Annotated in this window: 12 protein-coding genes; 6 read left to right on the forward strand and 6 right to left on the reverse strand. The window is 70.0% G+C overall.

Going from position 1 to position 13,523, the window contains the following annotated elements:
- Positions 1-9 precede the first annotated feature (9 nt).
- Complete coding sequence (locus tag KGD87_RS33375) at positions 10-2,385, forward strand: hypothetical protein (protein ID WP_284664972.1); 2,376 nt, start codon at positions 10-12, stop codon at positions 2,383-2,385.
- Between the two features lie 62 nt (positions 2,386-2,447).
- Here the strand turns inward: KGD87_RS33375 and KGD87_RS33380 are convergent, their stop codons facing one another.
- The gene (locus KGD87_RS33380) at positions 2,448-2,870 is read right to left on the reverse strand and encodes a hypothetical protein (protein WP_284664973.1); all 423 of its coding nucleotides are present in this window, start codon (positions 2,868-2,870) and stop codon (positions 2,448-2,450) included.
- 31 nt (positions 2,871-2,901) lie between these two features.
- On the opposite strand from KGD87_RS33380, the gene KGD87_RS33385 reads away from it, so the two are divergent.
- A complete protein-coding gene (locus tag KGD87_RS33385) occupies positions 2,902-3,408 on the forward strand; it encodes a hypothetical protein (protein ID WP_284664974.1) in 507 nt (168 codons plus the stop codon).
- A 2-nt stretch (positions 3,409-3,410) separates the two neighbouring features.
- Here KGD87_RS33385 and KGD87_RS33390 read toward each other — a convergent pair whose 3' ends face one another.
- Both KGD87_RS33390 and KGD87_RS33395 read right to left on the reverse strand, forming a co-directional pair.
- Positions 3,411-5,063, reverse strand: a complete 1,653-nt coding sequence (locus tag KGD87_RS33390) for a GMC family oxidoreductase (protein WP_284668726.1) — start codon at positions 5,061-5,063, stop codon at positions 3,411-3,413.
- On the reverse strand, positions 5,060-5,716 hold the full coding sequence (locus tag KGD87_RS33395) for a gluconate 2-dehydrogenase subunit 3 family protein (RefSeq protein ID WP_284664975.1): 657 nt from the start codon (positions 5,714-5,716) through the stop codon (positions 5,060-5,062). The genes KGD87_RS33390 and KGD87_RS33395 overlap by 4 nt, the downstream gene beginning before the upstream one ends.
- A 134-nt stretch (positions 5,717-5,850) precedes the next feature.
- On the opposite strand from KGD87_RS33395, the gene KGD87_RS33400 reads away from it, so the two are divergent.
- Complete coding sequence (locus KGD87_RS33400; RefSeq protein ID WP_284664976.1) at positions 5,851-7,197, forward strand: hypothetical protein; 1,347 nt, start codon at positions 5,851-5,853, stop codon at positions 7,195-7,197.
- On the forward strand, positions 7,194-7,769 hold the full coding sequence (locus tag KGD87_RS33405) for a hypothetical protein (protein ID WP_284664977.1): 576 nt from the start codon (positions 7,194-7,196) through the stop codon (positions 7,767-7,769). Before KGD87_RS33400 ends, KGD87_RS33405 begins: the two co-directional genes overlap by 4 nt.
- Before the next feature lie 101 nt (positions 7,770-7,870).
- Here the strand turns inward: KGD87_RS33405 and KGD87_RS33410 are convergent, their stop codons facing one another.
- On the reverse strand, positions 7,871-8,515 hold the full coding sequence (locus tag KGD87_RS33410) for a DUF3332 domain-containing protein (protein ID WP_284664978.1): 645 nt from the start codon (positions 8,513-8,515) through the stop codon (positions 7,871-7,873).
- A gap of 138 nt (positions 8,516-8,653) precedes the next feature.
- A complete protein-coding gene (locus tag KGD87_RS33415) occupies positions 8,654-10,018 on the reverse strand; it encodes a sigma 54-interacting transcriptional regulator (protein WP_163780522.1) in 1,365 nt (454 codons plus the stop codon).
- A 293-nt stretch (positions 10,019-10,311) separates the two neighbouring features.
- On the opposite strand from KGD87_RS33415, the gene KGD87_RS33420 reads away from it, so the two are divergent.
- Positions 10,312-10,896: a hypothetical protein gene (locus KGD87_RS33420; RefSeq protein WP_284664979.1), complete on the forward strand. Its 585-nt coding sequence runs from the start codon at positions 10,312-10,314 to the stop codon at positions 10,894-10,896.
- Between the two features lie 78 nt (positions 10,897-10,974).
- Here KGD87_RS33420 and KGD87_RS33425 read toward each other — a convergent pair whose 3' ends face one another.
- Complete coding sequence (locus tag KGD87_RS33425; RefSeq protein WP_284664980.1) at positions 10,975-12,609, reverse strand: ligand-binding sensor domain-containing protein; 1,635 nt, start codon at positions 12,607-12,609, stop codon at positions 10,975-10,977.
- Between the two features lie 209 nt (positions 12,610-12,818).
- Between KGD87_RS33425 and KGD87_RS33430 the strand changes: the two genes are divergently transcribed.
- The gene (locus KGD87_RS33430; RefSeq protein ID WP_284664981.1) at positions 12,819-13,517 is read left to right on the forward strand and encodes a class I SAM-dependent methyltransferase; all 699 of its coding nucleotides are present in this window, start codon (positions 12,819-12,821) and stop codon (positions 13,515-13,517) included.
- The last annotated feature ends 6 nt before the right edge of the window (positions 13,518-13,523 follow it).

Below are 13,523 nucleotides of genomic sequence, written 5' to 3' on the forward strand. Positions count from 1 at the left end.
ACCGACGCCATGCCCACCTCTGTCCGTCTGCTGCCGCTCGCGTTGCTCGTCCTCGCCGCCTGTTCGTCCGGAGGAGGGGAGACGCCGGACGCGGGGACTCCCGTGGTGGAGGACCTGTGCAATTCGCGCGAGGAGGCGCTGACGCGGCCCGAGTGCGAGCTCAAGCCGGGCGAGCCGCTGGAGCGCTTCCTGGCGCTGGACAGCGAGCCTCGCGCCGGTGACCAGGACTGGTACCGCGTCGTCCTGCCGCCCGGCACCAACGCCCGCACGTTGCTGAACGTCAACGGGACGTACCTGGCGTCCAGCACCGCGGTGAATCTGTCCGTCACCATTCTGGGCCCGCAGCCGGACGGGACGGAGGGGGCGCTGGCGAAGAAGGAGGACAAGCACGCCCAGGGCGCGCCCCGCCCGGTGGACATCGTGCTGCCGCTGCGCGACGGGCTGGAGAGCCAGACGCTGCTGGTGCTGGTGCAGGACGCGCCGGACGTGCCTTCGCGGCCGAACTTCGACGCGCGCAACAAGTACCGGCTGACGGTGCGCATCGACCAGAACCCGGACGCGCAGGAGCCCAACGACACGCCCCAGACGGCCACCCCGCTGGCGCTGACGCAGGCGGGGGAGATGCTGATGGGCGCCTCCACCGGCTACCTGGCCACCGACAACGACGTGGACCACTACGCCTTCGACCTGGAGGCGGGGAAGGTGGCCTATGTGCGCGTCGTCGCGCCCAACCTGGACTTCGTTCCCAACTGGCGCCTGTCCTACGAGCTGTGGCGCCCGCGCTTCATGGAGAAGGAAGACGAAGGCGTGGTGCTGCCCCAGGTGCGCGGCGGCGAGCTGGCCACCGCGCGCAAAGTCCAGGTGGAGCACGCGGGGCGGTGGACGCTGGTGGTGAAGGGCTACCGCGGCACCAATGACCGGGACACGGCCCAGGGCGACCTCGCGCAGCCCTACGAGGTGGAGGTGCGCGTGCTGGAGGAGGAGGACGCGCAGGACCGCACCACGACGGGCAATGACAAGGTGCAGGTGGCCACCGCGCGCAACTTCGACAGCGCCACGCCCGGTGGCGCCGGCTCCGCGGTCTCCTTCACCGGCCGCCTGGGCTACATCCCCGACCGGGATTGGTACTCGGTGCGCTTGCCGGCCTTCAGCACGCCCACGCTGCTGCGCTACCGGCTGGTGCCGCTGGACACCGGGGGCCGCTTCCCCGAGCTGCCGGTGACGGCCTCGCGCGTGGTGCACGTGTTCACCCAGAGCTCCACCGGCGCCAACCTGAGCGAGTGGCGGGAGAACTGCGCCACCAACGCCGCCGTCTGCCCGCGCGACTTCTCCGAGAACCCCGACGCCCGGGCCCTGGTGGATGGCTTCTGCCGCCGCACGGACCTGCCCGTGCCCATGTGCGTGCACTCGTCGCGTGAGGAGGCGGTGGGCAATTCGCGCTTCACCGGGCTGCGCAACTTCCGGGGTGTCGTCCCGGTTCCGGCGCATGCCGCCGCGCTGACGTACTACTTCCTGGTGCAGGACAACGGCTCGTGGGTCGACGACAAGGACTACCGCCTGGAGGTGAGCTGGGACGCGGAGGACGCGGATGAGCTGTCTCGCTACGTCAACGGCGCGGAGGCGCCGGTGGCGCGGACGCTCGCGTCCACCACGGCCTTCCCGTCGCCGCCCGACACGGCGGAGTTCTCCGTGACGGGCCAGCTGTCGCATGGCCACGGCCGGCTGCGCAGCGGCACGGACCGCGTCAACGGGCTGGGGGTGCGCGGCCCGCTGGACTACGACGCCGTGCCTTCCGACATGGACTCGTACGTGTTTGACTTGCCCTCGGTGCCGCCGCCGGAGGACCGGACGTGGCTGCTCCAGTGGGAGGTGGCGAAGCTGGCCGACGGTGGCACGCCGCACGGCCTGGCGCTGGACCTCACCTTCTGTGACGGCGATGCGACGGACGCCGGTGTCGGCACCTGCACGCCGGTGCGCACGGGCAACCGCGGGCCGCTGACGCTGGGCTACCGCTCGGATGCGCTGCGGGCCTGGCACACGCCGTCCAACGCGGGCACCAGCAGCCTGCAGCCGCTCTACCAGTTGGAGGACCGCCCCAACTCCACCGTCGTCACCCTGGCGCCCTATGCCTGCGGCTGCCTGGAGCGGCGCTTCATCCGCGGCGGCACCCTGCGCGTGGACGTGACGGCGTCGGAGCGGCTGGACTACGAGCGGGTGGACTACACGCTGCGCACCGGCCACGGGGACTATCCGCAGAGCTACCCGGTGGACGGCGGGACGACGGTGTCGTGCCCGGTCGTCACCGACGGTGGGACGACGCCGGACGCGGATGGCGGCGTCATCCAGAACTACGCCGGGGGCTGCAACTTCACCTACCAGCCATGAGTCTGGTGGCGGCGGAGCGGGAGCCGTGGCTCCCGCCCGTCACGCGGTGAGCCGCGAGGACTTCAGGGCGCGACGCCCAGCCCGTTGAGGGTGATGACCTGCTGGGGGGCATTGGATTCGATGGTAATCGTGCCGTCGTATTCCGTGTCATCGGTGGGCCGGAAGGCCACCGTCAGGAAGGCGCGGTCATACGTCTCCAGCCGCAGCGGCGTGCCTGGGGAGAAGCCCTCGGGGACTTGGAGGGTGAAGACGCTTGGCGCCGACAGGGTGATGGCCGTGATTTCCAGCGGGTCCAGGCCGCGGTTCTGGATGGCGAGCGAGTTGAAGGTCGTCTGCCCGACGTAGGTGCCGTGCTCGAACTCGCGGTTGAACGTCAGCGCCGGGCGGTCGATGAAGAGTGTGGGCGCCTGGGGAAGCTCCGTTTCGTTCCCACAACCAGCCAGGGCGAAGAAGATGATGGGGAGCCAACGGGTACGCAGTCGCATGGACATACACGCCTCGCATGAGGGTCTGAAGATGACGCCGGTTGTAACAGTGTTTGGCCGCAAGGCCCAGGCAGCAGCGGTGCTGCTTTTCGCGTCGCTTTGGGGGGCCTGCGACGGCACGCGCGAGGACTTCATTGGCGCGCGGGTGAAGGACACCTGCGGCGCGGCCTGGCCTGTGTGCGACCGCGTGGCGGGCTGTATTCTCGGCTCGGAAAGTTATTCGGAAGGCCGCTTCCCTGGCCGGCAGCAGGTCATCGTCCAGTTGAAGGAAGCCTCCACCGTGAAGGTGAGCCTCTTCCTGGAGGACGTCACCGCGGCGGGAAGCGAAACCGTGATGCTCTTCCATGAAGAGGGCTGCCGGGCGCGCATCCGCCGGGCCACGGAAGGCCGCGCGGTGCTGGACGTGATGGAGCGGCAGGGCGCCTTCACCGAGGAGGCGGAGCTCACGGGCGTGGGCGACCACCTCATCGAGGTCGAGTCCGACATGCAGGCGCGCTACATCCTCAAGGTGGACGTGACGCCGCTGCGCAATCGCTAGCGTCAGCCCTTGAGCTTGCGCACCAGGTGGTCCGCCACGCGGAAGCTGTTGGCGGTGATGGTGAGCGTGGACGGCACGCTGCCGCCGGTGGGCATGAAGCTGCCGTCCACCACGTAGAGGTTGGGCACCTCGTGGGCGCGGCAGTCGCGGTCCAGCACGGACGTCGCCGCGTCGTCGCCGAAGCGGCAGGTGCCGTGCTGGAGGATGGACGTCTCACCGCTGGTGGTGCCGCGCCGGACGTCATCCGGGTCCAGGCGCAGGAGGACCTCCTCGCCGCGCTCCACCAGGAAGCGCGTGGCCGCCAGGTCCATGGGGTGCCGGTCCACGGTGATGGCCGCCACGGGGATTCCGTAGCGGTCCTTCACGCCGTCCTCCACGCTGACGTAGGTGCCGGCGGTGGGGAGGAACTCGGCGTACACTTCGAACTGGAGGATGCGTGAGTCGCGGTACTCCCGCATCTTGTCCTTCAGCGCCTTGCCGAAGAGGGCCTTCTCGCCCTGGCCCGCCAGCCCCACCGCGGCGTGGATGGGATTGGGGTGCGCCCACATGAAGCCCAGCGTGCCGCCCTTGCGGAAGCCGAAGCGGGCGTCGGGCAGCAGGTAGAAGTCCTGGAGGCTGCGGTTCACGAAGGGGGACGGATCCTTCAGCCACGGCCGCGCGGCGGACTGCTTCGACAGGCGGAAGGTGGCGTGGGACTCGCCGAACGAGCTGAAGGTGAGGTTGCGCCCCACCAGCCCGCTGCCGTTGGCCAGGCCTTTCGGGAAGCGGCTGGAGGTGGAGTTGAGCAGCAGGCGCGCGCTCTCCACGGCGGTGCAGGACACGACGACGACTTTCGCGGGCTGCTCGCGCGTCACGCCGTCCGCGTCCAGGTAGACGACGCTCCGCGCGCGGCCCTGCTTGTCCACCTCCACCGTGCGCGCCATGCAGCCGGGGCGCAGGTCCACGTTGCCGGTGGCCACGGCGGCGGGGATGAGGCTGGCGTTCGTGCCGCTCTTCGCGCCGGTTTCACAGCCGTAGCTGCCGCACAGCGCGCAGTACGAGCACGGCGCCCGGCCCCGGTAGGGCTTGCTGAGGATGCCGCGCGCGGTGGGCAGGGAATGCCAGCCCATGGCGCCGCACGCCTTGTCGATTTCCTTCGCCACCGGGTGCACGTCCAGCGGCGGCAGTGGGTAGGGGCCCTTGCGCGGCTCGGCGAAGGGGTGGGGGACGGACTCGCCGGACACGCCCAGCTCCGCCTCGGCCTTGTCGTAGAAGGGCGCCAGTTCCTCGTAGGAGATGGGCCAGTCCGCCACGGTGCTGCCGGGCACGGCGCCCAGCGTGGACCGCAGCCGGAAGTCCACCGGCTTGAGCCGGTAGAAGAAGCCGCTCATGTGGACGGTGCCTCCGCCCACGCAGTTGGCCGTCCACGCCGCGCTCGTCTTCTCGTAGCGGCCCTTCGCGCCCTGGCGCACCAGGTGCGGCTCCTCCCACGGCACCGGCATGAAGAAGTTCCGGCGGCTGTTCAGGATTTCGTCGTGGATGAAGTCCTTGGGCTGGTAGTGCGGGCCCTTCTCCAGCAGCACGACTTTGAAGCCCGCGCGGCCCAGCTCCAGCGCCATGGGCGCGCCGCCCGCGCCGCTGCCGATGATGCAGATGTCCACTTCGGGCAGGCTCACCGGTGGACCCCGCATTCGCGCAGGCACTTGGGCCCGTCGTGGCCTTCCGGCGGCGCGGAGGCGAGGGTGCCCACGGTGTCGAAGCCCATCAACCGCCAGCCCACCTTGCCCTGGTTGCCGCCGTAGGACGGGTCCCCGAGGAAGCCCTCCAGCGTCATCACCGTCAGCAGCTCGAAGAAGTGCGCCTCGCCGCTGCGGGGCGAGCTGTCCTTGAAGAGGGTGAGCAGTTCGTCCTGCTGCTCAGCCGTCAGGGCGGCGAAGCCCTTCTGGTGCATGCGCTGCGCGCGGCGCTCCAGGGCCGCCACGCCGGAGAGGAAGTCCTCGCGCACTGGTTCCAGCTCGGGTGTCTGGAGGATGCGGTCGATGTAGACGGGGACGTTCGCGTCGAGGGCGCCCGGGTCTTCATCTCGCGGGAGGATGCGCTCGGTGGCGGCGGCCACCACGGCGTACTCGAAGGTGGAGAAGGTGCGCGGAGCCTGGCCGTCCTGCTTCGCCGCCAGCGGACCGGGGTCCGTGGGGGGCGCTTTGTCTTTCGACTCGGAGGAGCGCTTGCAGGCCGGGCCGAGCAGCACCACGCCTCCGCCCAGGAAGGTCAGCCGCTGGATGAGGGAGCGCCGGGACAGGCGCCCCCGGTTGGAATGCGCACGTGTCATACGGCGCGCGAGCCTAGCGCACGCGGGCGCTTCGCGCTGGATTCATAAGACATGCTCGGTCGCTCCCCGCCGCGCGGCGCTGGCGTAGGATGCCACCACGACGTGCAGGGCCGACAACACACGAGGAGTGGCACATGAAACGGCATGCCTGGGCGCTGGGCCTGGTGCTCGCATTGGGATGTGACAAGGACGGCAACCCGCTGCTCCCTGACGCGGGCGGCAATCCCGACGGCGGTCCGACCGACACCTCGCCCTTCGCGAAGTTCGTGGTGGATTCCGACGAAGGCCAGTTCGACCCCATCTCCTCCATCGCCATGGCAGTGGGCCCGCAGGACCGCATCGGCATGGCGTACTTCGTCCGCAACGGGACGATGCGGGAGAACGTGGAGAACATGGACCTGATGTACCGCGAGTTCGACGGCGGGCAGCTCGGCGCGGCGGAGAAAATCGCCACCGTGCAGCGCGTGTACGGCGTGTCCGTGGCCTTCGGGCCGGAAGGTCAGCCGGTGGTGACGTACCTGGGCGGCGACCGGGAAGACCCTTCGTCGTTCTGGTTCCAGAGCGACCTGGCGGTTGCCTATCGCAGTGCCTCCGGCGCGTGGACGGAGCGCATCGTCGTGCGGCGCTCCGATGAGGCTCAGCCCGTCAATCCTGTGACGGACGTGGGCTTCCTCGTCGGCCTCAACCCCGCCATCGTGTTCAATGGGAGCGAGGCGATCGTCGCTTACCGGGATGGGCAAAATGGGAACTTCCAGAACCAGGACTTCGGGGCCAGTGACCTGGAGATTGCCAGCGGCGGTCCCACGAACTGGCAGCGCCGAGTCGCGGTGTCTTCCGGTGACAACAAGTTGGGCTACGGTGGCCACATCTCCATGGTGATGGCGGGGGCCCAGCCGGCCCTGGTGCACGACAAGGCGGCAACGGCCGCGCAGGCCACCGGTACGGATGTGCACTTCCAGCGGCGCAACGCGGACGGTCTCACCTGGACGCCGCCGGTGCGGGTGCAGGCTGTCCCCAACACGCAGCTCGGGGCCTCGCTCGCATTCGATTCTGTCGAGGGGTTTGGCATTGCCGTGCTCAACCGGTCCTCGAACGCGCTGACGTACACGGAATGCGCTGACGCCTCCGCGACGTCCTGCACGTCCGAGCGGGACTGGTCCATGCCGGACCCCGTGTTCAACAACGGAACGGGCGGCTGGTATCCGTCGCTCGCCTTCGACCCGGTCCACCACGAGCCGTCCATCGCCTTCTACATCTGCGCCGCCGAGCCCGGTCGCAATGACACCAGCTGCAACCCGAACGACGACGCGCTGGTCATCTCCACGCGCATCCAGGGCAACTGGCGGGAGACGCTGGTGGACGCGGGCGGCGGCTGGTCGCCGAAGCTGGCGTACCTGTCCAACGGCAAGCGCGTCGTCCTGTACCGGGCGCCGGTGGTGGCGCAGGACAAGGGCGTGCTGAAGCTCGCGGTGGAGCGATGACGCGCGCGGCCCGCGCGCTGGCCGCCGTGGGTTTGTCCGCCCTGATGGCCGGGGCGGGGCTGGCCGCGTGCGGCCTCGCGGACAACTCGCTGGGCGGGAGCGTGTCCGAGCTCTTCCCGCTGGAGGTGTCCCGCGTGGAGGTGCTGCGCAACGCGGAGGCGTTCCAGGTCAGCTACTACCGGAACAACGACCTGGACGTGGACCTGGTCGTCCGCCTCACCGTGTCCACCGAGGGGCTGGACCTGCGCCCCGGGACGAAGGTGAACCTCGCGGGCACCACGCCGTCGGGACAGGCGCGGGCCACGGTGGTGCACCTCAACGCAGGCGAGCCGGCGCGCGTCTTCGGGCCGGTGAACAAGGGGGACTTGCAGTTGGAGTCTGGAGGCAACCCGGGAGAACCCACGCGCGGCGACTTCTCCATGTCCTTCAGCCGGGGTGACGGCTATGGCGCCGGCCGCAACCTGGAGGGCACCTTCTCCGTGGTGGCGCAGGACGCGAGCTTCGGCCCGGAGCCGGGCCAGTTGCTCGACGGCGGCGTTCCTCCTCCCGACGCGGGCACGCCTCCCGAATAGGGGAGAGGCCGGAGCGAGTCGGGAGGGTTGCTGTTCGGAAATGTCGGGGGTTTTGTGCCGCGAAGGTCCCGACATTTCCGAACAGCGAGCCGCGGGCCTTGTTACCGGGCCACGCAGGTGTTGCTGGCCAGGCCCTGGGACACGGAGGCCTGGGACACGGCGTGCTGCGCGAGCGCCTGCGCGCCACCCTCTTCGTACACGCGGCGGGCCACGGCCAGCGCGTCACGGGCGTGGACCGTCAGCGTGGTGCCGGCGGCGTCCGTCACCGCCACCGCGCCGTCCGTCGCCTCCTGGGCCTGGATGAGCATGGCGCCGGCGTCGTCGCGGACCACCATGCCGTCCTCGAGCGGCTCGAAGTAGCGGACCATCGTCTCCTGGCCCTCGCGCGCAAGCTCCATGCGCATGACGCCCGTCTCCACGTCACGCGACAGGCGCAGCGTGTCGGTGGGGCTCAGCTTGACGATGCGGGTGGTCTCCGGCTCGCCATCGACGCTGGCGACGGGGTTGCTGCCCGTCCAGAACTCGATGCTGTTGATGACGATAGCGTCAATGAACGCGCCCAGCCCGTAGACGGGGATGATGGTGAGCACGAGGAACATCAGCCACTGCACGAACTTGTTGCCGGAGATGTTCTTGTTGAAGTTCCAGATTTTCTGCGTGAGCTGGAACTGACCGAAGCAGCCGGTGGCGTGCATGGACATGAAACCGGCGAACAGCATGGCGAGCCAGGGGGACGGACGCTTCATTCTTTGACGTCTCCTAGAGGGGGGAGGCTTGACTCCCAGTGCGCCGCGAACATGCCACGGACCGCAGGGCTGTCACGAGCCGCTTCCACACTCCGTCCGCTGGTCGCCAGTCCGACGCGCCCGGACGTTGCGGGCGCCTCAGTCCGTCTCGCTCTGAACGAGTCCGTACTTGTGGAGCAGCGAGTACAGGTGCTTCCGGTCCAGCTCGGCCTCGCGGGCGGCGCGGGCGATGTTGCCCTTGGCGCGGCCCAGGAGCCGGGTGAGGTACTCGCGCTCGAAGGCGCGGATGAGTTCGTCCTTGCAGACCTTGAAGGGGCCGGTGAACTCCACGGGCAGGGAGTCTCCGGCGGCGGCGGGGGGCTCGCGGGTGAACTCGCGCAGGAGGGTGTCCCCGGCCAGCTCCGGAATGTCCACCATGTGCCGGGCGCGCTCCAGGGCGTTTCGCAGCTCGCGCACGTTGCCCGGCCAGGTGTGCCCGGTGAACTGCTCGCGAATCTTCTCCGGCAGCCGGGGCCACACGCCTTCTCCCGCGAAGGCATCCACCAGCAGGGGGATGTCCTCCTTGCGGTCCCTGAGCGAGGGCAGGCTGACGGTGAAGACGGAGAGGCGGAAGTAGAGGTCCTCGCGGAAGCGGCCCGCCTGCGTCTCCGCCCATAGGTCCTTCTTGCTGGCGACGATGATGCGCGCGTCGAAGGAGATGGGGGTGGACGCACCGAGCCGGCGGAACTCCCGGTCCTCGATGGCGCGCAGCAGCTTGGGCTGCAGGTCCAGGGCGAGGTCGTCGATTTCGTCCAGGAAGAGGGTGCCGCCGTTGGCGCGCTCCAGGCAGCCGACGCGCTGGCTCACCGCGCCGGTGAAGGCGCCCTTCTCGTGGCCGAACAGCTCGCTCTCGATGAGGGAGTCGGACACGCTGGCGCAGTCGAAGACGACGAGCGGCCCGCCCGCGCGAGGGCTGAGCTTGTGGGTGGCCTTGGCGGCGGCGCCCTTGCCAGAGCCCGTCTCACCCACGAGCAGCACGGTGGAGTCGGTGGGCGCGATGCGCTGGAGCAGCGCGAAAATCTGCCGCATGGGCAGGCTGCGGCCCACCAGGTCGCCCAGCCGGTCCTCCAGGATGGGCTCCACCTGGACGGGAGACACCTGGGGGCTGAAGCGCAGCCGGACGTCGCCGACCTCCAGCAGGGCGCCGGGGCGGAGGAAGGCCTCGCGCACCTGGGCACCGTCGAGGAACGTGCCGTTGGTGGAGCCCAGGTCCTGCACGAGGAAGCGGTCTCCCTGGCGGCGCACCACCAGGTGGTTACGGCTCACGGTGGGGTGGTCGATGACGACGTCATTGTCCGGGGCCTTGCCCACGCGGAGGGCTTCATTGGCCAGGGGGAAGACGGTGCCGGCGCGCTCGGTGTCCAGCAGGACGAGGTGGAAGAGCTGGGCGGAGAGCCGTTCCCCTTGGGTCCGTGCGCCGATGACGGTGTGCGAGGGGATGGGTGCGGGGGGCAGAGCGGGCATGGCCGGCGGGGATTCTAGACGGCTTCGCGCTCCGTGGTGACTTCCTGTCCCTCAGGACGATGCTCGCCCAGCAGCCGGCCATGCGGGGGCCGGCCGGAGGCGGGCGGGGCGGGCTCCCGTGGCGTAACGAAGGCGGGGGGGCAGCCCGGCGTCGCCACACGGCGGCTCGTGAAGGCCGCTGGCCCGCGGAGGGCGGAACTGCACGCTTGGCAGGAGCGGCGCGCGGTCGACGGAGGCTATCGCCGCGCGGCGGGGCGATTTAGGACGCGGGGCAGTGAACCAGGAGGTCCTCCGTGGTTCCGGATGCGCGTCCCGAGGTGAAGCCTGTGCAGGGGAGCCGTGACGAGTTGATTGATGCGCTGCGACAGCGCCTCGCGGGCTCCTTCCGCTGGGCCGGCGTGGGCGTGGCGTTGGGGGCGTTGGCGGTGCTTTACGGCGCGTCATCGTTCCAGAGGGCGCTCGATTCCGGAAGGTACAGATGGCCGTTCAGCGCGCAGCTCCCCATCTGGGGGAGTCTCTTGATTGTCATCGGTCTGGCCGCCTTCTGGCTGGCGCCCCGCTACACGCGGAGGTTGGTGAGAAGCGTGGAGTCCGATGAACGGACGTCGTTGCTGATGACGGTGGAGCGCAAGCGAGTGCCGGGAGACGACGAGCACTTCCTGTTCGTCGCCACCCTGTACAGCCCGGAGCAACTGCGCGTGGTGCTCCGGGACGTGCACTTCCGCCAGGGGGACAAACCGCTGCAGTACCCATACAAGGAAGGTGTCACCCAGGTACCGGTGCAGGTGTATGGCAGGCCCGGCGAGGGCCCCATCGTCATCGATGCGGGCTGGGCCTTCCTGCTCCCCGCCAACCTGACGTACCCCTGGTACAAGTAGCTACGAGTTGCGACCAGGCGACGGCCGGGCTCCCGTGAAGAAGCCCGGCCGCGACCCACGTTCCGTCCGACGGGCCGCTCAGTCCCCGGAGTAGATGCCGATGGTGCCCGGCATCACGGTGCCGTCGCTCAGCGTGGCGCCCTGGAAGGCCACCAGCATGCGGCGCCGCGGGCCGGAGCGGTCCACCTGGATGTCCGGCACGCGCATGCTGGACAGCTCACGTCCGAACACGGAGAGGCCGTAGTGGGAGACGGAGCCGCCTCGGACCCGGGAGAGGCCGCCGCCCCAGCTATGGCCGGCCCAGATGCTGCCGTTGGCCGGGTCCGCCGCCACGCTGGCCACATGCGGCGCGGCCAGCTCGTTCTTCAGCGTGCGCACCACCTGGCCGCTGTCGTTCAGCTCCGCGATGCCGTGGCCGAAGGAGCCCACCCAGGCCGAGGTGCCCACGACGGCGATGCCGGAGACCAGGTCATCCGTGCGCTGCTCTGGACGGGAGTAGCGCTCCTCGCCCACCGCGTCCTTCCAGATGTCGACGCGGTTCCACGCGTAGGCGCGGGACTCCGTGCGCGTCTGGCCTTCCCAGAAATCGTTCCCGACGGTGCCGTAGAAGTAGCGCGTCGTCCGGTTGGCGCCGCCGACCCAGACGTCTCCGTCCGGACGCACGCCCAGGCCCCAGTACGCATCCGTGAGCAGCGCGGGCTGGACCCGCCACTGGCTCCGGTCCTCTCCATACTGGGCCCGGTCCGCCGTGGGGTTCGTGTAGATGTACGCGTTGATGCCCGGGTGCGAGTGCTCCTCGACGCCCCAGCAGTGGAACTGCCCGTTGCACGTCGGGTCGCCCTGGTAGTCCGCATCGCCGCGGGCGAGGCCGTGGTTGGCGCCAAACCAGACGCTGTTTGTCGTCGCGTCATAGGCGATGCGCCAGATGTTGCAGAGCTTCTCGCGGCCCCGGAGCTCGGCGTCGACGACGTTCGGTCCCGAGAAGATGTCGTAGTGCACGACGTCGAGCGTGCCGTCCGCGCGCAGAGAGACGCGGTCGGCGTCACCGCTCTTGTAGCGCGCCGGGTCCGGCGCGTTGCTGTCCCAGTTGTTCTCGCAATGGAGCGCGCCGTCGCCCGGCATGCCCTCGTAGCCGACGAAGACGGTGTCGTTCCAAGCGCCCGCGACGGAGATGACCTTGAGGTACTTCGGTCCCGGCGGCGCGCTGCCGTCCGGCATGTAGCCGTACGGGCGCAGGCCCTCCGCCATCGTGTAGCGCCGGAAGGTGCGCTCACCCTTCTTCATCACGAAGAGCCCTTCCTCGCCGCCCGCCACCCAGATGTTGCCGGAGGCGTCCGCGCTCACGCCGTGGATGAAGCGGGGGCCGCCCGCCTCGCGGCCGATGAACTCCCAGTTCGCAGCGGAAGGCGTGGGCAGGGGCACCTCCACGGGGCCCCCGTCCGGCGTGCCTCCGTCGTCCGGTGTGCCACCATCGTCATCCGGCGTGCCCGAATCCGGCTGGCCCGCGTCGGGCGTGCCACCGTCGTCACCCGGTGTCCCTGAGTCCGGCGTGCCCGAGTCCGGCGTGCCTGCATCGCCTTCCGGGGCTTGGGGGGATTCCGAGGGCGGGACGTCCAGGTCCTCGGCCCCCGTCGTGTCACTCCCCGCGCCACAGCCCGCCCACACCATGCCCGCCATGAAGAGCGCGCCCGCCCATCCCCATCCGCGCTTCATCTCGTCACCGTCCCCTGCTGAAAAGCCGACCGGCCCGAAGTGGGCCGTCGTGTTCAATCCCCGTTTGTTCGCAAGGACGGTGCCAGCACGAGCAGCCTCGAAGCGAGGCGTGTCCGTCAGGCGCCGGACACGATGTGGGTAAGCCGCTTCCCAGCGTGCGTACGTGCCTGTCCCGGGTGAGGCCGGATTCGTGCTACTTCCTTCCTCGAATGGGTGGTCATGACGCGCGGGGCCGGATGCCACTTTCTCTTGTCGGTCAGGAGCCGGACCTCCTGTTCTACACACGTCAGGCGGCCGAGCATGGCGGGCCCGTGCTGGTGTTGGGAGCCGCCAATGGCCGGGTGGTGTGGTCGCTGGCGGGACATGGCTACGACGCCGTGGGTGTGGACCCCTCGGAGGCGATGATTCGCTCCGCCGAGGAGCGGCGCGGCTCGGAACCCGAGGACATCTCACGCAGGGCGCGCTTCCAGGTGGCGGACCTCCGCTCGCTGCGCCTGTCGGAGCGCTTCCCGCTGGTGCTCGCGCCCCAGCACGCGTTGGGGCTGGTGCCGGGGAAGGACGACCTGGAGGCGCTGCTGGCCACGGTGCGTCACCACCTCACGCCGGACGGCTCCTTCGTCTACGACGTGCTCAACACCCCCCGTGAGCCCGTGCTCCCCCGGGATGACGAGGCGCCCAGCGCCGGACTGGAGCCCCGCCGCCCGCTCTTCACCCTCCACCTGCGCGAGCGGCGAGCCCCCGGTGGGCCCAGCCCCATCCGCCGCCTCAAGCTGCGGCACTTCTCGCCGGAGGAGCTGGACGCGGCGCTCGCCGCGGCGGGGTTGGTGCCGCGCGAGCGCTACGGCCGCTTCGACGGCAAGCCCTTCGACCTGGAGGACTCGCGCCACATCGGCATCGCCGGACCGTGAGCGCCC

The organism is Myxococcus sp. SDU36 (genome assembly GCF_030168875.1).
In the GTDB taxonomy this organism is placed as follows: Bacteria; Myxococcota; Myxococcia; order Myxococcales; family Myxococcaceae; genus Myxococcus; species Myxococcus vastator.